Origin of the sequence: Bradyrhizobium lablabi (assembly GCF_018129385.1) — a bacterium.
GTDB classification, from domain to species: Bacteria; Pseudomonadota; Alphaproteobacteria; order Rhizobiales; family Xanthobacteraceae; genus Bradyrhizobium; species Bradyrhizobium lablabi_C.
On sequence record NZ_JAFCLN010000006.1, the window covers coordinates 277,100 to 302,350 of the forward strand.

Genomic DNA, 25,251 nt, shown 5'->3' on the forward strand with positions numbered 1-25,251 from the left:
GGCAGACGGCTTTGTTACATTACGGGCACTTGGGGTTATGGGTCCCTGCGTTCGCAGGGACGACAGAATAGCTGGGATCACGACCGGAACAGCCTCGTATATTGCGTCTCGTGGCGAAGGCTCGCGAGATCGGCGCGGAAGGTGGCGCTGCCGAGATCATCGAGCTTAGCTGTGATGGCGCGGCCGGCGGGCGCAGCGACGACAGGCTCGAGCTGCGCCAGCACACGTTGGCTGTCGGTCTGGCCGAGCGGAATGAGGCGGCTGCCGGCGGAAATCCAGTTCGACACCACGGCATGGAGAAACGCATGCAGCACGGGCTGTAGCGGAATGGCGTGCACGGCGCTGACAAGACCGACGGCCACGGGATAGACGATCGGGCCGCCGCAAGCCTCGATCACCTCGTCGAGGCCGTCGGAGGGCCAGGCGGCGCGCGCGATCTCGATGAAGGCGCGGCCCTGCGTCGTGGTCTCGAGCTGGCGCTCGCGCGAGGGCACGAAGGCGGCGGCAAGCTCGGCGATTTCGTGCAACGCGCGATCGTCATGCGAGACTACTGCGCGATGCGCCTGCGCCAGGAAAACCGCGTCGCAAAAGCCTGAACCGTCGGCGAGCATCGCGGCAAGCCAGTCGTGCAACGACGCAGCATCCCCGATGTCTCCAGCCTCCACCGCCCATTCGATGCCGCTGGAATAGGCGAACGACCCGACCGGAAAGGAGGGCGAGAGCCAGGTCATCAGCCGGTACAGCGCCGCCATTTCGCTGTCGCTCATGGCATGCGCTGCTTCGACCGGCACGCCGCTACTTGTGGTCATGAGCATGGGTATCGCCGTGGTGATGCTCGTGCTCGCAATGCTCGTCGTGATGGTGATGATGATCACCGTGATGGTGATGATCGTGGTGGTGGTGCGCATGATCGTGATGATGATCATGCGCATGGTGATGGCCGGTGTGGCCATGCCCATGATCGTGCGCGGCGTGCGGAGCGGCATAAGCGCCGCCTTCGGGATCGAACGGCGCCTCGATCTCGATGACGCGCGCCCCCAAGCCTCTCACCATCTCCTCGATGACATGGTCGCGGCGGATACGCAGGCCCTTGCCCATGATTTGCGTCGGCAGATGGCGGTTGCCGAGATGCCAGGCAAGCCGCACCAGGTGCAGCGGATCGGCGCCGCGGATTTCCAGCAGCGGCTCGGGCGCGGCGACCACCTCGATCAGCCGGCCGTCCTCCAGCACCAGCGCATCGCCGCCGCGCAGCGCAACGGCGTTTTCAAGGTCGAGCAGGAATTCGAGGCCGCGGGTGCCCGTCATCGCCATCCGCCGGCGATGGCGGTCGTCGAAATCGAGCACGACCGTATCAGCCGGCGCCTCCGCCCACCGATACTGTCCCCGGACCTGCGTCGCTCTAATCATGCCTTTATCCTTTGAGGCATGATCTTATCGAAAAACCGGTGCCCACTTTTTCGGATCATGCCTTGATGGTATCCACTTTGTCTGCGCTGATGATCTCGATCACGGTCGGCGAGGCCTTCAATGGCGAGGAGTACTCGCGCCAGACTTTCATATGCGGCGCGCGGCCATGGGCGTTGAGATCATCGCGTGTCTCCCAGCGCTCCACCACGACATAGGTATTGGGATCGTGAATGGCGGTGTGGCCCTCGTACGAGACGCAGCCCTTTTCCTTCAGCGTCTCGGCAATGCATTTCTTGTGTCCTGCGATGAAGGCCTCGCGCTGGTCCGGCTTCACCTGCGTGGTCGCGACGACATAGATCATGTTCTCTCCCTTGTTCTTATCGTTAGCGCACGGTGACGTTGGCGGGCGTGATGATCTCGATCGTCGGCGGCGCGGTGATGCATTTCACGACGACGCGGCCAAAAGTCTTCATGTGTTCGGCGGTCCGGTGCGGCACCAGCGCCTCCTCATTCTCCCATTGCTCGACGAACACCATCTTGGCGGGATCCGTGACGCTCTCGTGCAGATCGTAGGCGATGTTGCCGGGCTCCTTGCGCGTCTCCTTGATGCAGGAGGTGGCGGCGGCGATGAATTCGGCGCGCGTCTCGGGTTTTACGGTCAGTGTGGCGACGACGTAGATCACGAAAAATCCTCCCGGCTCTTTGTTATGGGCATCGGCCGGGACGGGTTTTAGAACATGAAATAGCGCTGCGCCATAGGCAGCACTTCCGCAGGTTCGCAGGTCAGGAGCTCGCCGTCGGCGCGCACCTCATAGGTCTCGGCATCGACCTCGATCTTCGGCGTGGCGTCGTTATGGATCATGCTTTTCTTGGAGATGCCGCCGCGGGTATTCTTCACGGGATAAAGCGTCTTGCCGATACCGAGCTTGCGCGCCAGCCCGCCTGACATGGCGGCCTTGGAGGTGAACACTACGGACGATGCCGTCAGCGATTTGCCGTAGGCGGCGAACATCGGCTGGTAGTGCACGGGCTGCGGCGTCGGGATCGACGCGTTGGGATCGCCCATGGGAGCGGCGACGATCGAGCCGCCCTTGATGATGCAGTCCGGCTTGACGCCGAAGAAGGCCGGCGACCACAGCACGAGGTCGGCGAGCTTGCCCTTCTCGACCGAGCCGATCAGTTTTGAGACGCCATGCGCGATCGCCGGGTTGATGGTGTATTTGGCGATGTAGCGCTTGACCCGGAAATTGTCGTTGTCCTTGCCCTTGTCTTCCGGCAAGGCGCCGCGCTGCTTCTTCATCTTGTCGGCGGTCTGCCACGTCCGGATGATGACTTCCCCGAGCCGGCCCATCGCCTGCGAGTCCGAGGACATCATCGAGAGCGCGCCGAGGTCATGCAGGATGTCTTCCGCGGCAATGGTCTCTTTCCGGATGCGGCTTTCGGCAAAAGCGAGGTCTTCGGCGATCGAGGGATCGAGGTGGTGGCACACCATCAGCATGTCCAGATGTTCGTCGATGGTGTTGCGGGTGAACGGCCGCGTCGGGTTGGTGGAGGACGGCAGCACGTTCTTCAGCCCGGCGATCTTGATGATATCAGGCGCGTGACCGCCGCCGGCGCCTTCGGTGTGGAAGGCATGGATGGTGCGGCCCTTGAACGCCTTCACCGTGTCCTCGACGAAGCCCGACTCATTCAGCGTATCCGAATGCAGCATCACCTGGACGTCGTGGTCATCAGCGACGGCGAGACAATTGTCGATCGCGGCCGGCGTGGTGCCCCAGTCCTCATGCAGTTTCAGCGCGCAGGCGCCGGCCTTGATCATCTCCACCAGGGCCGCGGGCCGCGCCGCGTTGCCTTTGCCCGAAATGCCGAGATTGACCGGAAAAGCGTCGAACGACTGGATCATCCGCCCCATATGCCAGGGGCCGGGCGTGCAGGTCGTGGCAAAGGTGCCGTGCGACGGGCCGGTGCCGCCGCCCAGCATCGAGGTGACGCCGCTCATCAGCGCGTGCTCGATCTGCTGCGGGCAGATGAAATGGATGTGGCTGTCGAACCCGCCGGCGGTGAGGATCTTTCCTTCGCCCGCGATCACGTCGGTGCCGGGGCCGATGATGATGGTGACGTTTGGCTGGATGTCGGGATTGCCGGCCTTGCCGATCGCGCTGATCATGCCCTCCTTGATCGCAACGTCGGCTTTCACGATGCCCCAGTGATCGACGATCAGCGCATTGGTGATGACGGTATCGGCCGCGCCCTGCCGGTTGGTCGCCTGCGACTGCCCCATGCCGTCGCGGATCACCTTGCCGCCGCCGAACTTCACCTCTTCGCCATAGGTGGTGAAATCCTTTTCGACCTCGATGATGAGATCGGTGTCGGCCAGCCGCACCTTGTCGCCGGTGGTCGGGCCGAACATGTCGGCATAGACGGAACGTTTGATTTTCACGGACATGACAGCCCCCCATTCCCCTGCGGTCAGAACGCGCTCTTCGCGCGTCTTACGGCTTCATCAAATTCGGCATCGAGTTTTGCATTGACGCCGCGGCAGCCCGCGACGACTTTTTCGGCCCATATCGTATAGGCGGCGAGATCGTTGCGCTCGTCCCCGCTCGGGTCGGGGACGATGCGCGCGCGGATATTGCTGATCTTGTCGGCGATCTTGATCAGCTTTGCGCCCGGCGATTTATGCGGCGCGTCCTCGATCTGCTTTTGCTGGCGTTGCGGCTTGGGCAGCGACATGTCGTCGGTCACCTCCACCACCAGCGCGGCAACGCGTTCGCTGAATTTTTGCGCCAGCTCCTCGCGCGTCGTGTCGGTGTCTTCGACCGTGTCGTGCAGCCAACCGGCTGCCACCAGCTCGGCATCCGCGCCATCCGTAACCGCGGCGAGGATGTTCGCGACCTCGGCGAGATGGTTGATATAGGGCTCGTTGCCGCGCCCCTTGCGCGCCATGCCGTTATGACGGCGCGCGGCGAGATCGGCGGCTTCGGAGACGAGGCGGATCGGTGGGAGCATGGCAACCTCCGTTTTTGCCTCAACGGCACCATTGCCTGCATCGTTCCTCATGTTGCGCCTTCGAAACTACAGCTTGCCCATGACGTCGCCGCGAAAGCCGTACACCGTGCGTTTTCCCGCGAGCGCGACCAGTTGCACGTCGCGGGTCTGGCCGGGTTCGAAGCGGACGGCGGTGCCGGCGGCGATGTCGAGGCGCATGCCGCGGGCTTTCTTGCGGTCGAATTTCAGGGCGGGGTTGGTCTCGAAGAAATGGTAGTGCGAGCCGACCTGGATCGGGCGGTCGCCGGTATTGGCGACCGTCAGCGTAATGGTCTTGCGGCCGGCATTGAGCTCGATCTCGCCGTCCTTGATGAAGCGTTCGCCGGGGATCATGTCTGTTACCTCGTATTGCCCTGTTTCCGTCATGGCCGGGCTTGTCCCGGCCATCCACGTCTAGCCGCACGCTCCGAAAGACGTGGATGCCCGGGACATAGGCGAGCGAAGCGACGCCGTCCTTCGGACGACTATGCCCGGGCACGACGGCGTTGATGATTGTGCGCCCCTCACCGGATCGGCTCGTGCACGGTGACCAGCTTGGTCCCGTCGGGGAACGTTGCCTCCACCTGGATGTCGTGGATCATCTCGGCAATCCCGTCCATCACCTGCGCGCGGGTCAGCACCTGCGCGCCGGCCTGCATCAGGTCCGCCACCGTGCGGCCGTCGCGGGCGCCCTCGACGATGAAGTCGGAAATGATCGCGATCGCCTCGGGATGGTTGAGCTTGACGCCGCGCTCGAGCCGGCGGCGCGCCACCATCGCGGCCATCGAGATCAGAAGCTTGTCCTTTTCGCGGGGGGAAAGATTCATGCGAGCACTCTGGTTGCGGGAATTAGTTCAGCCACAGGCGGGGCAGCGGCGAAGGCGAGGCGCGGCCGAGCACCGTCATCATGTCAGCGCGCAGCCGGGCGGCATCTTGGGCACAGAAGCGCGCCATTGCAAATCCGTTCCAGGCAGAGATGCCGACTTCCCCGCCGAATGACTCCGAGGCTTCGCGGATGCGCTCCACCAGGGCTTCGTCGCCGGGCACGACCAGCGCCGTGCCGATGGCGACGCCGCCATTTGCAACGGCCGGCTTTGCGAGCTTATCGCCGATATTGCCATCGAGCCGCACGGTCTCGGCAAACACCAGCCGGCCGCCGCGGCGCAGCCGCCAGCGGTCGATGAATTCGCCATTTTGCATGCGCTCGCCCATGGCGGAGCGGCCGAACACGACGATTTCGCACAGCAAAAGAGATGCGTCCTCGGCCAGATCGATGTCGATCCGCCGGCTGATCCGGGCGTGGTCGAACAGGATGGTTTCCTGCGGCAGCCAGCCGAGATGCGCGCCGCTTTGCGCCTTGAGGGCAATACTGAGCCGGGCGGCTTCGTCAGGCGCGCGGTAGACCTTTTCCGCCGCCGCCGTGGTCAGCGTCAGCCGCGCCCCCTCGCCTGCCGCTATCTCGATGTCGAAGCGGTCGCCGCCGGCAACACCTCCCGCGGTGTTGACGAACACCGCCGACAGACCCTCGGCTTCGGGAGATGGAAACCGCACGCGCAGTGAGCCGGATTCATGCAAGGCCCCGCGGCGGGTGACACCGCCCTCGCTTCGCACGTCGAAGCGCACGGCGCCGCGGGCGCGGTTGGCCGCAAAGATCGCCGAGGCCGCGCCTGACTGCATGTCTCCCCCGGAAAGCGCGGCCGAGGGCCGCGTCAAATGATGATCACAGAGCCATCTGGCGGCTGATCTCGCCGGGATCGAGGGTCGAGCGATCACAGGCGAATTTCACCGCGCCACGGTCCATGACCGCGAAATTGTCGCCGAGCTCGCAGGCAAAGTCGAGATATTGTTCGACCAGCACGATCGCGATATTGCCGAGGTTGCGAAGATAGGAGATCGCGCGGCCGATATCCTTGATGATCGAAGGCTGGATGCCCTCGGTCGGTTCGTCCAGCAGAAGCAGCTTTGGCCGCATCACCAGCGCCCGGCCGATCGCGAGTTGCTGCTGCTGGCCGCCGGAGAGGTCGCCGCCGCGGCGGCCCAGCATCGACGACAGCACCGGAAACAACGAAAACACGTCGTCCGGGATATTGCGGTCCTCGCGCTTCAGTGGGCCGAACCCGGTCTTCAAATTTTCTTCGACCGTGAGCAGCGGAAAGATCTCGCGGCCCTGCGGCACAAAACCGATACCCTTGCGGGCGCGCTCATAGGGTTTTAGCCCGGTGATGTCGGCGCCGTCGAAATTGATCGAGCCGGAGGCAATCGGATATTGCCCGACCAGCGCGCGCAGCAGCGAGGTCTTGCCGACACCGTTGCGGCCGAGCACGCAGGTGACCTTGCCGGGTTCGGCCGCAAGCGATACGCCGCGCAGCGCCTGCGCCGCGCCGTAATAGAGGTTGATGTTGTCGACCTTCAGCATGCGTCTACGCTCCGACGAATTGGATCGTCATGCCCCGTGAAGGCGGGGCATCCAGTACGCCGAGGCTGCGCGGCAAGAACTCATCTTCTCGGAATACTGGATCGTCCGCCTTCGCGGACGATGACAGCCTTGTTGGTGAAACGGTTGTAACGCTCATCAGCGCCCCAGATAGACTTCGATAACGCGTTCGTTCGACGAGACATCGTCGATGCTCCCTTCCGCCAGCACCGTGCCCTCGTGCAGGCAGGTGACCTTGACGCCGAGTTCGCGCACGAAGGTCATGTCGTGCTCGACCACCATGACGGTCTTTTCCTTGTTGATCTCCTTCAGGAGCTCGGCGGTCTGATGGGTCTCGACGTCGGTCATCCCGGCGACGGGCTCATCGACCAGCAGCAGTTTTGGATCCTGCGCCAGCAGCATGCCGATCTCCAGCCACTGCTTCTGGCCATGCGACAGGCTGCCGGCCATCTTGCGGCGGACGTCCTTCAAACGGATGGTTTCCAGCACGCGGTCGATGCGCTCGGATTCATCCTTGCTGCCGCGCCAGAACAGCGTGCCCTTGACGCTGTGGTCGACATTGAGCGCCAGCAGCAGATTGTCCTCGATGGTCTGGCTCTCGAACACCGTCGGCTTCTGGAATTTGCGGCCGATGCCGAGTTCGGCGATGCGGGTCTCGTCGAGACGCGTCAGGTCGGTGCTGCCGTCGAACAGCACGACACCCTCGTCCGGCTTGGTCTTGCCGGTGATGATGTCCATCATGGTGGTCTTGCCGGCGCCGTTCGGGCCGATGATGGCGCGCATCTCGCCGGGCTCCAGCGCCAGCGACAAATTGTTGATGGCGTGGAAGCCGTCGAACGAGACGTGCACGCCGTCGAGATACAGGATGGCGGAGGTGACGCGCGGGTCCATGACGTTCATGCGCCTACTCCGCCGGATTCGGTTTCGGCTCGATGCCGTCTTCGCGAGCGGCGCTTTCGTCCGCGTCCGAAATGCGCTGCGCCTTCCATGGCTCCCACCATGCGTTGAAGGTGCCGACGATGCCCTTTGGCAGCAGCAGCGTCACCAGGATGAACAGCGCACCCAGCATGAACAGCCAATAGGGCGCGAGCGGGCCCGAGGTGAAATAGGTCTTGGCGTAGTTGACGACGACCGCGCCGAGCGCGGCGCCGGTCAGCGTGCCGCGGCCGCCGACCGCGACCCAGATCACCGCCTCGATCGAGTTGCCCGGCGCGAATTCGGATGGATTGATGATGCCGACCTGCGGCACATAGAGCGCGCCGGCCACACCGGCCATGCAGGCCGACAGCGTGAACACGAACAACTTGTAGGATTCGACGCGATAGCCGAGGAAGCGGGTGCGGGATTCGGCATCGCGGATCGCGATCAGCAGTTTTCCGAGCTTTGAGGTCACCACCGCCCGGCAGATCAGGAAGGCCAGGATCAGCGAGAAACAGGAGAGCAGGAACAGCGCCACACGCGTGCCGTCCGCCTGCACGTTGAAGCCGAGGATGTCCTTGAAGTCGGTCAGGCCGTTGTTGCCGCCAAAGCCGAAATCGTTGCGAAAGAAGGCGAGCAGCAACGCGTAGGTCATCGCCTGCGTGATGATCGACAGATACACGCCGGTGACGCGGGAACGGAACGCCAGCCAACCGAAGCAGAAGGCGAGCAGGCCGGGCACCAGCAGCACCATCAGTGCGGCGAACCAGAACATGTCGAAGCCATGCCAGTACCAGGGCAGCTTCGGATAGTTCAGGAACACCATGAAGTCCGGCAGGATCGGATTGCCGTAAACGCCGCGGCTGCCGATCTGGCGCATCAAATACATGCCCATGGCGTAGCCGCCGAGCGCGAAGAAGGCGCCGTGACCGAGCGAGAGGATGCCGCAATAGCCCCAGATCAGGTCGATCGAGAGCGCGAGGATGGCGTAACAGACATATTTGCCGAACAGCGCGACCAGATAGGTCGGCACCTGGAAGAAGGAGCCGGCCGGCAGGAGGATGTTGGACAGCGAGATCAGGATGCCGAGGCCCGCGACCACCAGGATGAAGGTGGTTGCGGCGCGGTCGAGCGAACGGGTGAGGATGTGCTGCATCATGCTTCCACCGCCCGCCCCTTCAGCGCGAACAAGCCACGCGGACGTTTCTGGATGAACAGGATGATCAGCACCAGGATCGCGATCTTGCCGAGCACCGCGCCGGCCACCGGCTCCAGAAACTTGTTGGCGATGCCGAGGGTGAAGGCGCCGACCAGCGTGCCCCAGAGATTGCCGACGCCCCCGAACACCACGACCATAAAACTGTCGATGATGTAGCTCTGGCCGAGGTTCGGGCTGACGTTGTCGATCTGCGACAGTGCCACGCCAGCGATGCCCGCAATCCCGGAGCCGAGGCCGAAGGTCAGTGCATCGACCCGCGAGGTGGCGATGCCCATCGAGGCCGCCATGCGGCGGTTCTGGGTCACCGCACGCATCTCGAGGCCGAGTGCGGTGTAGCGGAGCATGGCGAGCAGGATGCCGAACACGGCCAGCGTGAAGACCAGGATCCAGAGCCGGTTATAGGTGATGGTGATCTGGCCGAGCTCGAAAGCGCCGCTCATCCAGGAGGGATTGCCGACTTCGCGGTTGGTCGGGCCGAAGGCGGTGCGCACCGCCTGTTGCAACACCAGCGACAGGCCCCAGGTCGCCAGCAGCGTTTCCAGCGGCCGACCGTAGAGGAAGCGGATGATGCCGCGCTCGATCGCCACCCCGATCGCGCCCGCGACCACGAAGGCAAGCGGCACCGCGATCAGCAGCGAGACGTCGAACAGGCCGGGATAGCGGGTGCGGATCACTTCCTGCACCACGAAGGTGGTGTAGGCTCCGATCATCACCATTTCGCCATGAGCCATGTTGATGACGCCCATCACGCCGAAGGTGATGGCAAGCCCGATCGCCGCCAGCAGCAGCACCGAGCCGAGCGAGATTCCATACCAGGCGTTCTGCACCATCGACCACATTGCGAGGTCGCTCTGGATCGAGGAGATCGCACCGGCCACCGCCGTCTTGATCAGCGGCGGCTGGTCGGGACCGAGGCTGGTCAGCAACGCCATCGCCTCCTGGTCGCCCTTGGCTTTGACTACCGCGATGGCGTCAAGCTTGTCGGCTTCGGAGACGTCGGGCTTGAACAGCAGGATCGCCGCGCGCGCCTCCGTGAAGGCGGCCTTTGCGGACCTGTTGGTTTCCTTGGCCAGCGCCTCCTCGACGACGGGCAGCGCGTTCGCGTCATGCGACTTGAAGACGGACTGCGCAGCCGCGATGCGTCGTGCAGGATCCGGCGATAGCAGGGTCAGGCTGCCGAGCGCGGCCTCCACCGCCCGGCGCAGGCGGTTGTTGAGGCGCACATCGGCCACGCCATCGGGCAGCTTGTCGACGGCAGCACCCGTCGCGGCATCGATGATCTTGCCGTCGGCCTGCTTGACGAAAACTTTTTTGCTTCCGGGATCGGCGACCAGCCGCCCCTCCTGGAGCGCGCTGATAATGGGAAGAGCCAGCGGATTGCCCGAGGCAGCGACCGCCTCGACCGCGGCTGCGGTGTCGGAGAAATCGTCGTTGGCGAATTTGGCGACCGCATCCTCGAACGGGCCTGCAAGTGCGGGCGCCGCGAAGGCCACGGTCAGGAGCAATGCAAGAACGGCCGCGCGAAGGCGGTCAATGATATTGGTCGACACTGGAATTCCCCGGCAGGAGACCTGGAGAAGGCGGCGGTATCGCCGCCCTCTCCGTTGTCGTCGGCACCTTGCGGGTGCGTTTCAGATCAGCAGCCTTCCATCAGGAGCCCTGACCGCCGCACTTGTTGGTCTTGGTGTTGTAGTTGCCGCACTTCTTCTCGACCCAGTCGCCGATCAGGTCCTTGGAGCCGTCGAGCTCCTTCGACCAGGCATCGCCGGCCACCAGGCCCGGGGTCTTCCACACCACGTCGAACTGGCCGTTGGCCTTGATCTCGCCGATGAACACCGGCTTGGTGATGTGATGGTTCGGCAGCATCTTCGAGGTGCCGCCGGTCAGGTTCTTGGCTTCGATGCCCGGAAGAGCGTCGATCACCTTGTCCGGATCGGTCGACTTCACCTTCTCGACCGCCTTGACCCACATGTCGAAGCCGATGACGTGCGCTTCCATCGGATCATTGGTCACGCGCTTCGGATTCTTGGTGTAGGCCTGCCAGGCCTTGATGAACTTCTCGTTCTCGGGGTCCTTGATCGACTGGAAGTAGTTCCAGGCAGCGAGGTGGCCAAGCAGCGGCTTGGTGTCGATGCCGGCGAGTTCTTCCTCGCCCACCGAGAACGCCACAACCGGGATGTCGGTCGCCTTGATGCCCTGGTTGCCGAGCTCCTTGTAGAAGGGAACGTTGGCGTCGCCATTGATGGTGGAGACAACAGCGGTCTTCTTGCCGGCCGAGCCGAACTTCTTGATGTCGGCCACGATCGTCTGCCAGTCACTGTGACCGAACGGCGTGTAGTTGATCATGATGTCTTCCTGCTTGACGCCCTTCGACTTCAAGTAGGCTTCCAGAATCTTGTTGGTGGTGCGCGGATAGACGTAGTCGGTGCCCGCCAGCACCCAGCGCTGCACCTTCTCGTCCTTCATCAGGTAATCGACGGCGGGGATCGCCTGCTGGTTCGGGGCAGCGCCGGTGTAGAACACGTTGCGCTCGCTCTCCTCACCCTCGTACTGCACGGGGTAGAACAGGATCGAGTTCAGCTCCTTGAATACCGGGAGCACAGACTTGCGCGACACCGAGGTCCAGCAGCCGAATACGACCGAGACCTTGTCCTTGGTGATGAGTTCGCGCGCCTTTTCGGCGAACAGCGGCCAGTTCGAAGCGGGGTCGACCACGACCGCCTCGAGCTTTTTGCCCATCACGCCGCCCTTCTTGTTCTGCTCCTCGATCAGGAAGAGGATGGTGTCCTTCAGCGTGGTTTCGCTGATGGCCATGGTGCCCGACAGCGAATGCAGCACGCCGACCTTGATGGTGTCCTGCGCCCTGGCGTCGCCAAACGCGGCCAAGCCCAGAACCAGGCCGGCAGTGGCCGCCAGCCAGCGACGGCGGGTCATCGTCGCTATTTCGTGAGTCAATTGAATAAGCATGAGGTGTCATCTCCCTGACGCAGGCGTTTGAACGCTGCGAAACGGCCCCACGGCCGCCTGCGGTTAACGGAATCGCAAGAACCGTGCCACGGTGCTGTGGTACGGTAAGCCGCTGACAGAGAAGGCGAATTTGTCGCAGCGCACCAAAAGAATGGGATTGATCGCCTATAAATCGAGCACAAAAAATGTATGCTTCGTTGGCAGACGGCCTAAATGATAGGCAAAATGTCACAATTGTCTAAAATTCTGGCACGCTTGGATGACTCAAAAAGAGGCCGTGCTGTACTGTGCATGGGGTTGTTTTCCAGTTTTTACCTTGAAAGCGCCGCCTTCCTGTTCCATATCAGCCGCGACCCGGTGAATCGTGTTTGCGCGAGCCGGAGTTAACCGCAAGCCGCGTGTTCTGAGCCCGTTTGACGGCCTCTGGCTTGCTTTTCAGCCAACACATCCGGCGCCCCCAACACGCGGGTGTCACTGACACACCCGCGCGCTCCCGGCTGATAACGCCGGGCGGCTCGTTGTTTTGATGGAAAGAACTGACCTTTTGACCTCCTTTCAGGATTTCGGCCTTGCCGATCCAATCTCGCGTGCGCTCAAGGAAGAGAACTACCTGACGCCCACGCCCATCCAGGCCCAAACCATTCCCCTCGCGCTTACCGGCCGTGACGTCGTCGGCATCGCCCAGACCGGCACCGGCAAGACTGCGGCGTTCGCGCTGCCGATCCTGCATCGCCTGCTCGAGCATCGCGTGCGGCCGCAGCCAAAAACCTGCCGCGTGCTGGTGCTCTCGCCGACCCGCGAATTGTCCGGCCAGATCCTCGACAGCTTCAATGCTTATGGACGCCACATCCGGTTGTCCTCCGCGCTCGCCATCGGCGGCGTGCCGATGGGCCGCCAGGTTCGTTCGGTAATGCAGGGCGTCGAGATCATGGTGGCCACACCCGGCCGCCTGCTCGATATGGTCCAGAGCAATGCGCTGAAGCTCAACTCCGTTGAATTCCTGGTGCTGGACGAAGCCGACCGCATGCTCGACATGGGCTTCATCAACGACATCCGCAAAATCGTGGCGAAGCTCCCGATCAAGCGGCAGACACTGTTCTTCTCGGCCACCATGCCGAAGGACATCGCCGACCTTGCCGAATCCATGCTGCGCGATCCCGCCCGCGTGGCGGTGACGCCGGTATCCTCGACCGCCGAGCGCGTCGAGCAGCGCATCATCCAGGTGGATTTTACGGCCAAGCCCGCGATCCTGGCCCAGCTTCTGAAGCAGGAGCCGGTCAACCGTGCGCTGGTGTTCACCCGCACCAAGCATGGTGCGGACAAGGTCGTGAAAGGCCTCGTCAAGGCCGGCATTCCGGCCGAGGCGATCCACGGCAACAAGTCGCAGAACCACCGCGAACGAACGCTGGTTGCGTTCCGCAACGGTGACATCCGCACGCTTGTCGCAACCGATATCGCGGCGCGCGGCATCGACGTCGATGGCATCACCCATGTGGTGAATTTCGACCTGCCCAACGTTCCCGAAACCTACGTCCACCGCATCGGCCGCACCGCGCGTGCCGGCGCCGATGGCGTCGCCATCTCGCTGATCGCGGGCGCCGAGGAAATGGGCTATCTGCGCGACATCGAACGGCTGATCCGCGTATCGCTGCCGCGCGAAGACCGCCGCACGCCGGGCAGCCGGGATGCAGCAGCTCCGGCCCCGCAGCATCGCGCCGGCCGGCCCGCGCCGCGTGTGCACGCCGCGCGACCGAATGAGAACTCGCCCGGATCGTCAAAAGGCCCTCGCCGACGCCGCCGTGGAGGTGGTAATCATGGCGTGCCGCAGGCGAACCGGCATGAGTCGGGACGCCCGCAGGGCGGCAAGGCTGACGGGATGAAGGCTGACGGGATACAGGGGGTCGCCTTTTTGCATCGCGAAAGCCGTCCCGCCCGTAAACCCAACCGCAACCAGCGACCCCAGCACTAGCCGTCGATCGACCTGGAGAGAAGCATGGCTAAAGAAGAGCTGATCCAGTTCGAAGGACTGGTCACCGAAATCCTGCCCGATGCCCGCTACCGCGTGCAGCTCGATGCCGGACACGAGATTGTCGCCTACACGGCCGGCAAGATGAAGAAGAACCGCATCAAGACGCTGGCCGGCGATCGCGTTACCGTCGAGATGTCGCCCTACGATCTCGAGAAGGGACGCCTGATCTTCCGTCACAAGGACGAACGTCCGGCGAGCGCGGGCCCGGCGCCACAACGCGGCGGACCGCAGCGCGGCGGCCAGTTCCGCCGCAGATAAGACACGTCGAAGCCGGCCGCGCATGGCAAAATCATGGCGATGCGCGGTCGTGCGTCTGCAACGGACGCACCCCCTAACGCAACAAAAATTCGCGCAGCTCAGGATTGTTTTGGAAGCTGCCTTCGAATAGAATAGCGGCTATCGATTTTCGGCCGGACGAGATTAGCACCACACCGGTACAGCCGGTTCAAACGCTGACGACCCTTCCAAAAATTCGATCTCACCAGCCCACGAAAGTGGGCTTCGACGCTTTATACCTGAAGGGACTACCCCGTGAGCATGGGAACTGTGAAGTGGTTCAACGCAACCAAGGGCTACGGCTTCATCCAGCCGGATGACGGCGGCAACGATGTGTTCGTGCACATCAGCGCAGTCGAACGCGCCGGCCTTGGAACGCTGCGTGAAGGCCAGAAGATCTCCTACGAGATCGTGGCCGATCGGCGTTCCGGCAAGTCTTCGGCCGACAATCTCCGCGCCGCCAACTAAGGCTGCCTGCGGCCATTGCCGTGGGACCTGAAATCGAATGTGACGAAAGGCCGTGCAGAAGCGCGGCCTTTTTTGTTTGAGCGGTCGAAAGAGCGGCTCGGCGTTACGCGCAGCTCGAAGTCTTGAAGACGACGGACGCCGACTGGCGAGGCCGCGTGTAAGTCTGTTCTTTCAGGTTGATGTTCGCCTTCATCACGTAGCCTATTCCCACGGGCACGTAGAGATACTCGACCTCTGCCATGATCAGATAGGTGCCTTTGACTTTCAAGCCGGCCGGAATGCTCACCGTGCTGTCATTGCCTCTCGGTGCCGATCCCTTGCTCCACTTGACCTTCGCGTCGAGATTGTCGTCGACGTACACTTGCGAGACGGTGGAAACGAGCGGCGTCGTCGAATAGGGCGCCATAATCGCCTTGCCGGTGGCCAGGAAGCCGTCGAGATCGGTCTGGGTCACACAGGACGATTGGGATGTCAGGTCCGAAAGCGTGCGGGCCACCAGCGTGACCTTGCGGTCGACGGCGATGCCCGACGAAAACTCGACCACGCCAAAGAACAGCGTCAGCATGATCGGCACGACCACGGAGAATTCCACCGCCGCGCTACCGCGCTCGTCGCGAAGAAGGCCGGCGATCGAGCGAACGTTCCGCATCAGCTTGATCCTCATGGCGTTGCACCTTGTCTGGAGCATCTTTTCCGAAAACCGGTTTCCACTTTTTTGGATCATGCTTTACGGCTCGACATGGAAGGCGGCAGTGGCGGCGAGCAGGCGTTTGCTGTCGCTGCCGCCGCGGCCGATATTGGCGATGTTGTAGCCGAGGCCGGTCACGTAAAGCGGATAGCGGTAGTAGGCGCGTGCCACGACGGTGGCGTTGCTGCCGGGCGACGGAAGCTGAAACGTGAAGCTCGAATTATCGTAATTGCCGCCGCTGATCGGATCATTGATCGTGATCGGCGTACCCTGGGGATAGGTTCTGACGTCGAACTCGATACCCTCGCATTTGAACAGGACGATGAGACGGGGGCAGATGTCATCCCTGAACTTCTGCATCTGCTGCTGCACGGAGAGCGCGCCGTTCGCGTCCTGGAACTGATGGGTAAAGATTAGCCGCGCCGAATCCTGCAAGCCGGTTTCCAGCACCTGGCCGGCGAAGAACACGATCGAGGTTTCGATGATTGCGAACAGCAGCGCGAAGAAGGGCGTTGCGACCATGGCGAATTCCACCGCGGCCGAACCGCGGCGGTCGCGCCTGAAGCGGCGGAACAACTTTCGGGTGATGGCGGCAGAACCAGCGGACGACGGCATCGAAAAGCCCCGGAACAGCGATGAACGACGGGCCAATCCTTACCGGAAACAGATTGTTGAAGTGTTTCGCGCAATCAACGCAAGGTGACCCGTGGCGCTAACCGGGCGTTAACCGTGCTGTGCAGCGGCCTGCTGCTATTCGATTCGCAGGCCGCTGACCGGCGCTCAGTTCTGTGACTTGCCGGAGGCTGTGGCGGCGCCGGTGGCGGTGCCGTTGAGGGTGCCGGCCTGTTCCAGCGCCGACTTGAAATAGTCGCTGCCGTCGCCCAGCGTGACCCGGCGCTGACAGATCGGCATACAGCTATAGGAATTGCGCTCGACGCCGCGATAGACCGTGATGAGCTGGTAGTCGCTCGGACCTTCGACCTGGATGATGCGGTCGACCACGATTTCGCCGGCCCGGTCGAGCGCGATGAAATTGGTCGCGCCATAGCCCTTGCCGGTAACGACCACGAGGCCGCCGGGTTGCAGCGTCACGTCGGCGATCATGGGATTTCCGACCACGATGGTGGCGACCTTGCCCGGAAGCTTTACGAGCTTGGCCTGATCGACAGCGACCGCGACGGTTTCAGGCGGGGGTATGGGTGCAGTCGAGGCCACGGCCGGCCACAATGAGGCTGCGAGAGCCAGAGCCAAGACTACAGACCGCGCCGAAGCGCGGTTACGCTGGGAATGATACGCCATACTCTACCCCGGGACGTTGACTTGCCGGCAAAAGCGATACGCAGCGGAACCGGCGCCCGACAGGGTTAACCTGACGCCAATGTGTGAAATAATCGCAAAGAGTCGAGGCAAAATGCCCGGCAATTCTACTGTTTTGCCGCGATGTGCTTGAACGGATAGGCCAACTGGCCGGCGATCTCGGTCGGGAAGGATTCCTGGTCGTCGACGCCGTAATTGTCGGGAAGCACGCCCTCCGGCATTCGCCAGGTGCCGAACAGGATATCCCAGATCGGAAACGTGCCGGCGAAATTGGTGTTGCCGCCCTCTTCCGGCGCGGTGTGGTGCCAGCGGTGAAACACCGGCGTCGCCAGCACGTATTTGAACGGGCCGAGCGTCCAGTTCAGGTTGGCGTGCACGAAGGCCGAGTGGAAGATATTGAACGGCGCGATCCAGATCATCGCGTCGGGCGAGATGCCGGCCATCAGCAGCACGACATCGACGCCGATGGTTCCGAGGATCAGATTCACCGGGTGAAAGCGCGCCGCCGAAATCCAGTCGACCTCTTCGGAGGAATGATGGATGGCATGGTATTTCCAGAAGCCGCCATTGTGGAACATGCGGTGCAGCCAGTACATCATGAAGTCGGCGAGCACCAGAAACAGGATGGCCTGTAGCCACAGCGGCAGCGTGGCCAGCGGACCGTGGCCGTTCTCATAGAACGCAATCAGTTCGTCAGCATCGTGTATCTTGAAAACGAGGCTTGCGCCGACCACCAGAAGACCGATCCGGAACACGCGCGCGAACAGCGGCACAAAGAACCAGTAGCAGATGTCGGTGACGAGTTCCTTCTTGCGCCACCACGGCTTGCCGGGATTGCAGGCCCAGAAATGCGTCAAGACGGAAAAGATCACGGCCAGCAGGATCGTAACAGGCACCACCTTGGCGATGGTCTGGCCGACCATCTCGACGACTTCCATAGGTAGATTAGACATATCCGCCTCATCCGATCCGGTACGCAACAAGCGTTATCCGTGCACGCTTAAGGAGCCATAAACAGCCGGCGCGCCCGCTGTACCCGTCCATTCCATCATAATGGCAATGCCGGAAAATTCTGCATTTTAGAAATGTCCTTAATGCCAAATTTACTGTGCTCAAGAACAGCGAGTTCGACCCGATTTTACGCGGACGAATTAACTGCGCCGAAATTGTCGCACCTTAGGGTGGCCGTATGGTCACGGTGCTGAGAACGCCGGCCAGACCTAACGTTAGTTCGACCAGCCACGTGTACAGGAGTTTACCTGATGAAGAACCTGATTGCTCGTTTCGTGAAGGATGAGTCCGGCGCTACCGCCATCGAATACGGCCTGATCGCCGCCGGCATTTCGCTGGCCATCATCGCCGTCGTCAACGGCGTCGGCAGCAACCTGAACACCAAGTTCACCTCGATCAACAGCTCGCTCAAGTAAGCGACTGTTGCGAGTTTCTATCAAAGGCCCCGGGTATTACCGGGGCCTTTCTGTTTCGGCAGGCGACCTGCCGAATGCTGCTTTCGGCGAGTTCCGGGTATGCGTATGCGTAAGGGCGAAGCCAGTTCGGCCGCTTCCGCGCGGGCCGATCGTTCCATCGAGCTTGTGTGCCTCGCGTTGATCGTGGCGCTGCTAACGCTGGCGCTCCGCATCGTCAGCATCGTGTCGTGATACGCTCGGGAACCCGGCGTTTCCTGCATTTGCGAGACGACTGGCAACCGCTCGGCAACGAAGTGCTGCTATGGCTGCGCCAAACGCAACCTTCGACCGGGTCGGGGTAAGGGCATGCGAGGCGTGGTAGCTTTTGCGATCATAACCGCCCTTCTGGGGGTGGTGGATGCGGCGTTCTTCAAGGGCCGCTACCTCAAGGACAGCCAGGACGCGCTCGTCGGTCTTGCGTCGCTGTCGACACAAATCGGCGGCCGCCGCTGAGCAGCGCCGTTTCCCGATCCTTCACCATTGCCCGTTAGGCTCGCAGCCGCGACCTCACGCATTCGCCGCCCGGGTGGGACCTCCAATGATCCTCGACATCGCACGCCTTCTCCTGTTCCCGGCCCTGATGGCGTTCGCTGCCGCCAGCGACCTCTTCACCATGACGATCTCGAACCGGATCTCGCTGGCGCTGGTGGCCGGATTTTTTGCGCTGGCGCTGCTGGGAGGCATGGCACCTTACGACATCGCCATGCATGCCGCGGCCGGCGTGATCGTGCTGGCGGTCGCTTTCGCCTGTTTCGCCATGGGCTGGGTCGGCGGCGGCGATGCCAAGGTGGCCGCGGCCGCCGCGCTCTGGTTCGGCTTTGGCCATTTGATGAATTACCTGCTTTACGCCTCGCTGTTCGGCGGCGCGCTGACCCTGCTGCTGCTACAGTTCCGGCAATGGCCACTGCCTTACGCGCTGGCCGGCCAGGCCTGGCTGATGCGGCTGCATGCCAAGGAAAGCGGAATCCCCTACGGCATCGCCCTCGCGATCGGCGCGCTGACGATCTATCCGGAGACAGAGTGGATCAAGGCGATCGACCTTGGCCATCTCGCCATCCGATAAGGGCGCAACACTGCGCAGGAATCCCGCCAAGTAACTCTGCGTTAAGGCAGTTTCCTCACGCTCCATTAACCATGCTTTGACGAATAGCTGGTCAACTCCCGTTACGGCGGCGGAAGCGTCGCGGCGTAATGTGGAAAGTGAAGCGTATGAATACCGCACGCATTGTGGTCCTTGCCATTGCCCTCGGCGCGGGTGGCATTGCCGCATATCTTGCCAGTGGGTCCGACAGCCCGCCGCCACAGCCCTCGCAGCCCGTCGCCCAGGTGCCGACCGTCGAGGTGCTGGTCGCGAAGTCCGACATCGGCCTCGGCCAGTCGGTCAAGACCGAGGATCTGCAATGGCAGACCTGGCCGGCCGCGGGCGCGAGCGGCACTTTCATCAAAAAGGGCGAGCGGCCCGAGGCCGCCACGCAGGTCACCGGCTCGATCGCGCGCGCCCCCTTTATCGCCGGTGAGCCGATCCGCGAAGCGAAGCTGGTCAAGGCGGACGGCTCCGGATTCATGGCCGCGATCCTGCCGACCGGCATGCGCGCGGTTTCGACGGAAATCTCGCCCGAAACCGGCGCCGGCGGCTTCATCCTGCCGAACGACCGGGTCGACGTGCTGCTGACCAAGCGCGAGAAGGCCGCCGACAGTCGCGGCGCCGAGATCGTCAATTCCGAAGTCATCCTGACCAACGTGCGCGTGCTCGCGATCGACCAGGCGCCCAAGGAGAAAGACGGCCAGAACGCCGTGGTCGGCAAGACCGTGACGCTGGAGCTGAGGCCGGAGCAGGCCGAGACGCTGGCCCGCTCGCGGCAGACCGGCACGCTCTCGCTGGCGCTGCGAAGCATCGCCGACGTCAACGCCCCCGAGATCCAGACCGACGATCCGCAGCGCTCAAGGCGCGGCGAAAGCGTCAATATTGTCCGTTACGGCGTCAACAGCCCAACGACGATGCAGAAGTGACCGAAAGGACCGAAGCGATGCAATGCAGGGGGAAGCGACCGACGATGCGGGCCTTGGCGGCCCGCGCCCTGTCGTTCTCGGCGGTCGCCGCACTGATGTTCAATCAGACCGTGATGCCGGTGCTGGCGGGCGATTATCGCACCGGCGCGCCAATGGTTGCCGACGGCCAGATGAACGCGCGCTTCCTTTCGCTCGGCGTCGGCAAGTCTGTCGTCATCGACCTGCCGCGCGACATCAAGGATGTGCTGGTTGCCGACCCAAAGATCGCCAATGCGGTGGTCCGCTCGGCGCAGCGCGCCTACATCATCGGCGCGGCGGTCGGCCAGACCAACATCGTGTTCTTCGATTCCGCCGGCCAGCAGATCGCGGCCTATGACATCGCGGTCAAGCGCGACCTCAATGGCGTGCGCGCCGCGCTGAAGCAGACGATGCCGAACGCCGACATCCAGATCGACGGCATGGGCGACGGCGTCGTGCTGAGCGGCTCGGCCGCGAGCCCGATCGAGGCGCAGCAGGCCGGCGATATCGCCGCCCGCCTCGCGGGCGGCGCCGACAAGGTGGTCAACTCGATCGTGGTGCGCGGCCGCGACCAGGTCATGCTGAAGGTCACCGTCGCCGAAATGGCGCGAACCATCATCAAGCAGCTCGGCATCGACATGTCGGCCAACCTGAACTACGGCACCTCGGTCGTTAACTTCACCAACAGCAACCCGTTCACGGCCTATGGCCGCCCGCTGGTTGCCCAGAACGGCATCGTTGGCAGTTTCGGCAGCGGCGCAGCCAGCGGTGCACCGTCGATCCAGGCCACCATCCGCGCGATGGAAAGCGCCGGCGTGGTGCGCACGCTTGCCGAACCGAACCTGACCGCGATCTCTGGCGAATCAGCGACGTTCATCGCGGGCGGCGAATTCCCGATTCCCGCCGGCTATTCCTGCGACCCGATCACGCACATCTGTACCACGCAGATCAGCTTCAAGAAGTTCGGCATTTCGCTCAACTTCACGCCCGTGGTGCTGAGCGAAGGCCGCATCAGCCTGCGCGTGATGAGCGAAGTATCGGAGCTGTCGAACGACAACTCGCTGATCATCACGCAATCGGTGACCGCGAACCAGAACAACTCGGTGACCATTCCCTCGATCAAGGTGCGCCGCGCCGAAACCACGCTGGAAATTCCCTCCGGCGGCTCGATGGCGATGGCCGGTCTGATCGCCGACCAGACCAAGCAGGCCATCAACGGACTGCCGGGCCTGACCCAACTGCCGATTCTGGGCGCGCTGTTCCGGAGCCGCGACTTCATCAACAGCCAGACCGAACTGGTCCTGCTGGTGACTCCCTACATCGTGCGCGCCGCGACGCCGAAAGACCTGTCGCGCCCTGACGACGGTTTCGCCAACTCCACCGATCCGCAGGCCGATCTGCTCGGCAGCATCAATCGCATTTACGGGGTTCCGGGCCGTGTCGAGCCGGGCCGGAATTACCGTGGCCAATACGGCTTTATCACCGACTGAGGCGGGATGAGACAATGACGACCAAAGCCAAATCATCCACCGGCCGCACCGCCGCGCTTCGCATCGGGCTCGCGCTGACAGGCCTCGCCGTCGTGCTCGGCGCCTGCAAGCACATCGACGATCCCTCGCCGGTCGCGTTCGCGCCCGAAGATTACCGGCTGCGCCATCCGATCGCCGTCACCGAGATCGACCGCGAGATCGTGGTCTTCGTTGGCAACAACCGCGGCGGCCTTGCCGCCCAGCAACGCGCCGATGTGATCGGGCTGGCGCAGACCTGGTTGCGCGAGGGCACGGGCGCGATCAACGTCGACGTGCCGGTCGACACGCCCAACGCGCGCGCCGCGGCGGATTCGGCGCGCGAGATCCAGGCGCTGTTCGCAGCCGCCGGACTGCCGCCGCGGGCCTACACCGTGCGCCACTACAGGCCGGAAGATCCGCGTCACATGCCGGCGATCCGGCTGAAATACCCGCGTATCGCAGCGACCGCCGGTCCGTGTGGATTGTGGCCCGACGACATCGGCCCCGGCTACAAGAACAAGACCTATTACGACAACACGCAATACTACAATTTCGGCTGCGCCGTGCAGCGCAACTTCGCGGCGATGATCGAAAATCCGTCGGATCTCACGCAGGCGCGTCCCGAGACGCCGGCCTATACGGCGCGGCGCACCGCAGCGTTCGACAAGTATCGCAAGGCAACCCCGACCACGACCACCTATCCCGAGGCCGACAAGGCCAAGCTAAGCAGTGTAGGCCAATGATCAGCTACGCGCGCCAGAATTCGGAAGCCGAGCCGGAGACGGCCTCGCCGCCTGTCGCCGACGAGCACATCGCGCCATCGCCGCGGGTGTCCGTGCAGGCATTTTGCGAGACAGTCGAGACCGCGGCTGCCGTGCAGTCGGCCGGCGAGGATCGCCGCCTCGGCAAGGCTCATCTGAAGATCCAGATGGGCGGCATGGCCGCCGCCATCGAGGCCTATCGCGCCGCGCCGACGCCGAACGTGATCATCCTGGAGGCCGAAGGCCGTGGCAACATTCTCGCAGGCCTCGACCAGCTTGCCAGCGTGTGCGACGCCGGCACCCGCGTGATCGTGATCGGCCGGATCAACGACGTGATGCTGTACCGCGAACTGGTGCGCCGAGGCGTCAGCGATTATGTGCTGGCGCCGGTCAACGCGATCGACGTGGTGCGTTCGGTCTGCAATCTGTTTTCCGCGCCTGAAGCCAAGGCGGTCGGCCGTATCATCGCCGTGGTCGGCGCCAAGGGCGGCGTCGGCGCCTCGACCATCGCGCACAACGTCGCCTGGGCGATTGCCCGGGATCTCGCGCTCGATTCCGTGGTCGCCGATCTCGACCTCGCGTTCGGCACCGCCGGCCTCGACTACAACCAGGACCCGGCGCAGGGCATCGCGGATGCCGTGTTCTCTCCGGATCGCATCGATACCGCTTTCGTCGACCGCCTGCTGTCGAAATGCACCGATCATCTCAGCCTGCTGGCGGCGCCGGCGACGCTCGACCGGGTCTATGATTTCGGCGCCGACGCCTTCGATTCGATCTTCGATACGCTGCGCACCACGATGCCCTGCATCGTGCTCGACGTGCCGCATCAATGGTCGGGCTGGACCAGACGCGCCCTGGTCGCCGCGGACGATATTTTGATCGTCGCCGCTCCCGATCTGGCGAGCCTGCGTAACACCAAGAACCTGGTCGACCTGTTGAAGGGGCAGCGCCCGAACGACCGCGCGCCGCTCTATTGCCTGAACCAGGTCGGCATCCCGAAACGGCCGGAGATCGCCGCCGCCGAATTCGCCAAGGCGATCGAGAGCCAGCCGATCGCAACCATCCCGTTCGACCCGCAGATATTCGGCGCCGCCGCCAATAACGGCCAGATGATCGCGGAAATCTCCGCCAATCATCGCACCACCGAGATGTTCCTACAGATCGCGCAGCGGCTGACCGGCCGCGGCGAGACCAAGAGGCCGAAAGGTTCGTTCCTGTCACCCCTGATCGAGAAGCTGCGGGGCAAGTAGTCGCCCGCATGGAGTGCCGTCGTGTTTGGTAAGCGTAGCGGAACAGATACGGATCCACGGTCGGCAAAGCCGGCCGCTGCCATGCCGGCGGCCTCGCCCGGCATGGCGCCTTCGCGCGAGGTTGCCCCGGCGGTCGCCTCCCCGTCCATCTCGCCGGTCAAATCAGCGCCGCCGCCGGCGCCCGTGATCGAAACCCGGCGTTCGGACAATTATTACCAGGTCAAGGCGACGATCTTCGGCGCCCTGATCGAGGCGATCGACCTTGCCCAGCTCGCAAAACTCGACAGCGAGTCGGCGCGCGAGGAAATCCGCGACATCGTCAACGAGATCATCGCGATCAAGAACATCGTGATGTCGATCGCCGAGCAGGAAGAGCTGCTCGACGACATCTGCAACGACGTGCTCGGCTACGGCCCGCTGGAGCCGCTGCTGTCCCGCGACGACATCGCCGACATCATGGTCAACGGCGCCGGCACCGTCTACATCGAAGTCGCCGGCAAGATCCAGCGCACCGGCATCCGCTTCCGCGACAACCAGCAACTGCTCAACATCTGCCAGCGCATCGTCAGCCAGGTCGGCCGCCGCGTCGACGAATCTTCGCCGATCTGCGACGCGCGCCTTGCCGACGGCTCGCGCGTCAACGCGATCGTTCCGCCGCTGGCGATCGACGGCCCCGCGCTCACCATCCGAAAATTCAAGAAGGACAAGCTGACGCTCGAGCAGTTGGTCAAGTTCGGCGCGATCACGCCCGAAGGCGCCGAGATCCTCCAGATCATCGGCCGCGTCCGCTGCAACGTGCTGATCTCCGGCGGTACCGGCTCCGGCAAGACCACGCTGCTGAACTGCCTGACCAACTATATCGAGCACGACGAGCGCATCATCACCTGCGAAGACGCCGCCGAGCTTCAATTGCAGCAGCCGCACGTGGTGCGGCTGGAAACGCGGCCGCCCAACATCGAAGGCGAAGGTCAGGTCACCATGCGCGAGCTGGTGCGCAACTGCCTGCGTATGCGCCCCGAACGCATCATCGTCGGCGAAGTCCGCGGACCGGAGGCATTCGACCTGCTACAGGCGATGAATACCGGCCACGACGGCTCGATGGGCACGCTGCACGCCAACAATCCGCGCGAAGCGCTGTCGCGCTGCGAATCCATGATCACGATGGGCGGCTTCTCGCTGCCGTCGCGCACCATCCGCGAGATGATCTGCGCCTCGATCGACGTCATCATTCAGGCCGCGCGCCTGCGCGACGGCTCCCGCCGCATCACCCACATCACCGAGGTGATCGGCATGGAAGGCGACACCATCATCACCCAGGACATCTTCCTGTACGACATCGTCGGCGAGGACGCCAACGGCAAGATCATCGGCCGCCACCGCTCCACCGGCATCGGCCGGCCGAAATTCTGGGAACGCGCGCGCTACTACAATGAGGAAAAGCGCCTCGGCGCGGCGCTCGACGCGTCCGAAGTCAAGGCCGAGACATAA

31 protein-coding genes are annotated in these 25,251 nt (G+C 63.3%); 13 read left to right on the top strand and 18 right to left on the bottom strand.

From position 1 onward, the window contains the following. Positions 1–77: 77 nt before the first annotated feature. From JQ628_RS15350 to urtA, 14 genes are all read right to left on the bottom strand, one after another. Positions 78–815: an urease accessory protein UreF gene (locus tag JQ628_RS15350; protein WP_212223487.1), complete on the bottom strand. Its 738-nt coding sequence runs from the start codon at positions 813–815 to the stop codon at positions 78–80. Continuing rightward, positions 796–1,407, bottom strand: coding sequence for an urease accessory protein UreE (locus JQ628_RS15355; protein ID WP_212223414.1), 612 nt, complete (start codon positions 1,405–1,407; stop codon positions 796–798). The genes JQ628_RS15350 and JQ628_RS15355 overlap by 20 nt, the downstream gene beginning before the upstream one ends. 55 nt (positions 1,408–1,462) lie before the next feature. Continuing rightward, positions 1,463–1,768, bottom strand: a complete 306-nt coding sequence (locus tag JQ628_RS15360) for a putative quinol monooxygenase (RefSeq protein ID WP_212223415.1) — start codon at positions 1,766–1,768, stop codon at positions 1,463–1,465. Between the two features lie 22 nt (positions 1,769–1,790). Then, positions 1,791–2,090, bottom strand: coding sequence for a putative quinol monooxygenase (locus JQ628_RS15365; protein WP_212223416.1), 300 nt, complete (start codon positions 2,088–2,090; stop codon positions 1,791–1,793). A 47-nt stretch (positions 2,091–2,137) separates the two neighbouring features. Continuing rightward, positions 2,138–3,853: an urease subunit alpha gene (gene ureC / locus JQ628_RS15370; protein WP_212223417.1), complete on the bottom strand. Its 1,716-nt coding sequence runs from the start codon at positions 3,851–3,853 to the stop codon at positions 2,138–2,140. A gap of 23 nt (positions 3,854–3,876) precedes the next feature. Continuing rightward, entirely contained in the window at positions 3,877–4,416 is a 540-nt protein-coding gene (locus tag JQ628_RS15375; protein WP_212223418.1) for an HD domain-containing protein, read from the bottom strand. Positions 4,417–4,482: 66 nt separating this feature from the next. Then, entirely contained in the window at positions 4,483–4,788 is a 306-nt protein-coding gene (locus JQ628_RS15380) for an urease subunit beta (protein ID WP_212223488.1), read from the bottom strand. Positions 4,789–4,958: 170 nt separating this feature from the next. Beyond that, on the bottom strand, positions 4,959–5,261 hold the full coding sequence (locus JQ628_RS15385) for an urease subunit gamma (RefSeq protein ID WP_212223419.1): 303 nt from the start codon (positions 5,259–5,261) through the stop codon (positions 4,959–4,961). A gap of 22 nt (positions 5,262–5,283) precedes the next feature. Next, positions 5,284–6,111 (bottom strand): urease accessory protein UreD, encoded by an 828-nt coding sequence (locus tag JQ628_RS15390; protein WP_212223420.1) that lies wholly within the window; start codon positions 6,109–6,111, stop codon positions 5,284–5,286. 43 nt (positions 6,112–6,154) lie between these two features. After that, positions 6,155–6,850 (bottom strand): urea ABC transporter ATP-binding subunit UrtE, encoded by a 696-nt coding sequence (gene urtE, locus JQ628_RS15395; RefSeq protein ID WP_212223421.1) that lies wholly within the window; start codon positions 6,848–6,850, stop codon positions 6,155–6,157. 156 nt (positions 6,851–7,006) lie between these two features. Further along, entirely contained in the window at positions 7,007–7,768 is a 762-nt protein-coding gene (gene urtD / locus JQ628_RS15400) for an urea ABC transporter ATP-binding protein UrtD (RefSeq protein WP_212223422.1), read from the bottom strand. A gap of 4 nt (positions 7,769–7,772) precedes the next feature. Continuing rightward, on the bottom strand, positions 7,773–8,945 hold the full coding sequence (gene urtC, locus JQ628_RS15405) for an urea ABC transporter permease subunit UrtC (RefSeq protein WP_212223423.1): 1,173 nt from the start codon (positions 8,943–8,945) through the stop codon (positions 7,773–7,775). Continuing rightward, positions 8,942–10,555 carry an urea ABC transporter permease subunit UrtB gene (gene urtB, locus JQ628_RS15410; protein WP_212223424.1) on the bottom strand — a complete coding sequence of 538 codons (1,614 nt, stop codon included), beginning with the start codon at positions 10,553–10,555 and terminating at the stop codon, positions 8,942–8,944. The genes urtC and urtB overlap by 4 nt, the downstream gene beginning before the upstream one ends. A gap of 100 nt (positions 10,556–10,655) precedes the next feature. Continuing rightward, positions 10,656–11,939 carry an urea ABC transporter substrate-binding protein gene (urtA, locus tag JQ628_RS15415; RefSeq protein WP_212223425.1) on the bottom strand — a complete coding sequence of 428 codons (1,284 nt, stop codon included), beginning with the start codon at positions 11,937–11,939 and terminating at the stop codon, positions 10,656–10,658. A gap of 577 nt (positions 11,940–12,516) precedes the next feature. Here urtA and JQ628_RS15420 point away from each other — a divergent pair. From JQ628_RS15420 to JQ628_RS15430, 3 genes are all read left to right on the top strand, one after another. Continuing rightward, positions 12,517–13,941 (top strand): DEAD/DEAH box helicase, encoded by a 1,425-nt coding sequence (locus JQ628_RS15420; protein WP_212223426.1) that lies wholly within the window; start codon positions 12,517–12,519, stop codon positions 13,939–13,941. 24 nt (positions 13,942–13,965) lie between these two features. Beyond that, positions 13,966–14,259, top strand: coding sequence for a translation initiation factor IF-1 (gene infA / locus JQ628_RS15425; RefSeq protein ID WP_212223427.1), 294 nt, complete (start codon positions 13,966–13,968; stop codon positions 14,257–14,259). Positions 14,260–14,532: 273 nt separating this feature from the next. Further along, on the top strand, positions 14,533–14,745 hold the full coding sequence (locus JQ628_RS15430; RefSeq protein ID WP_006612155.1) for a cold-shock protein: 213 nt from the start codon (positions 14,533–14,535) through the stop codon (positions 14,743–14,745). A gap of 103 nt (positions 14,746–14,848) precedes the next feature. On the opposite strand, the gene JQ628_RS15435 is transcribed toward JQ628_RS15430, so the two are convergent. Together JQ628_RS15435 and JQ628_RS15440 are read right to left on the bottom strand one after the other, a co-directional pair. After that, entirely contained in the window at positions 14,849–15,394 is a 546-nt protein-coding gene (locus tag JQ628_RS15435; protein ID WP_249127914.1) for a TadE/TadG family type IV pilus assembly protein, read from the bottom strand. A gap of 78 nt (positions 15,395–15,472) precedes the next feature. Then, a complete protein-coding gene (locus tag JQ628_RS15440; RefSeq protein WP_249127916.1) occupies positions 15,473–15,955 on the bottom strand; it encodes a TadE family protein in 483 nt (160 codons plus the stop codon). Here JQ628_RS15440 and JQ628_RS34515 point away from each other — a divergent pair. After that, positions 15,954–16,136, top strand: a complete 183-nt coding sequence (locus tag JQ628_RS34515; RefSeq protein WP_249127918.1) for a hypothetical protein — start codon at positions 15,954–15,956, stop codon at positions 16,134–16,136. The genes JQ628_RS15440 and JQ628_RS34515 overlap by 2 nt on opposite strands. A 77-nt stretch (positions 16,137–16,213) precedes the next feature. Here the strand turns inward: JQ628_RS34515 and JQ628_RS15445 are convergent, their stop codons facing one another. Next, the gene (locus tag JQ628_RS15445; protein WP_212223430.1) at positions 16,214–16,732 is read right to left on the bottom strand and encodes a pilus assembly protein N-terminal domain-containing protein; all 519 of its coding nucleotides are present in this window, start codon (positions 16,730–16,732) and stop codon (positions 16,214–16,216) included. 125 nt (positions 16,733–16,857) lie between these two features. Beyond that, complete coding sequence (locus JQ628_RS15450) at positions 16,858–17,703, bottom strand: sterol desaturase family protein (RefSeq protein ID WP_212223431.1); 846 nt, start codon at positions 17,701–17,703, stop codon at positions 16,858–16,860. A 309-nt stretch (positions 17,704–18,012) separates the two neighbouring features. Here JQ628_RS15450 and JQ628_RS15455 point away from each other — a divergent pair, with 309 nt between their 5' ends. The 9 genes from JQ628_RS15455 (at position 18,013) to JQ628_RS15490 (ending at position 25,251) form a co-directional block, all read left to right on the top strand. Next, complete coding sequence (locus JQ628_RS15455) at positions 18,013–18,177, top strand: Flp family type IVb pilin (RefSeq protein ID WP_212223432.1); 165 nt, start codon at positions 18,013–18,015, stop codon at positions 18,175–18,177. Between the two features lie 99 nt (positions 18,178–18,276). Beyond that, positions 18,277–18,408: a hypothetical protein gene (locus JQ628_RS34730; RefSeq protein ID WP_283815798.1), complete on the top strand. Its 132-nt coding sequence runs from the start codon at positions 18,277–18,279 to the stop codon at positions 18,406–18,408. Positions 18,409–18,522: 114 nt separating this feature from the next. Then, a complete protein-coding gene (locus JQ628_RS15460; protein WP_212223433.1) occupies positions 18,523–18,669 on the top strand; it encodes a hypothetical protein in 147 nt (48 codons plus the stop codon). A gap of 85 nt (positions 18,670–18,754) precedes the next feature. Further along, positions 18,755–19,279 (top strand): A24 family peptidase, encoded by a 525-nt coding sequence (locus tag JQ628_RS15465; protein ID WP_212223434.1) that lies wholly within the window; start codon positions 18,755–18,757, stop codon positions 19,277–19,279. Positions 19,280–19,425: 146 nt separating this feature from the next. After that, positions 19,426–20,226, top strand: coding sequence for a Flp pilus assembly protein CpaB (gene cpaB / locus JQ628_RS15470; RefSeq protein WP_212223435.1), 801 nt, complete (start codon positions 19,426–19,428; stop codon positions 20,224–20,226). Between the two features lie 44 nt (positions 20,227–20,270). Further along, positions 20,271–21,734 carry a type II and III secretion system protein family protein gene (locus JQ628_RS15475; protein ID WP_433996138.1) on the top strand — a complete coding sequence of 488 codons (1,464 nt, stop codon included), beginning with the start codon at positions 20,271–20,273 and terminating at the stop codon, positions 21,732–21,734. Between the two features lie 14 nt (positions 21,735–21,748). Continuing rightward, the gene (locus tag JQ628_RS15480) at positions 21,749–22,495 is read left to right on the top strand and encodes a CpaD family pilus assembly protein (RefSeq protein WP_212223436.1); all 747 of its coding nucleotides are present in this window, start codon (positions 21,749–21,751) and stop codon (positions 22,493–22,495) included. Continuing rightward, positions 22,492–23,763 carry an AAA family ATPase gene (locus JQ628_RS15485; protein WP_212223437.1) on the top strand — a complete coding sequence of 424 codons (1,272 nt, stop codon included), beginning with the start codon at positions 22,492–22,494 and terminating at the stop codon, positions 23,761–23,763. The genes JQ628_RS15480 and JQ628_RS15485 overlap by 4 nt, the downstream gene beginning before the upstream one ends. Positions 23,764–23,784: 21 nt before the next feature. After that, complete coding sequence (locus tag JQ628_RS15490; RefSeq protein WP_212223438.1) at positions 23,785–25,251, top strand: CpaF family protein; 1,467 nt, start codon at positions 23,785–23,787, stop codon at positions 25,249–25,251.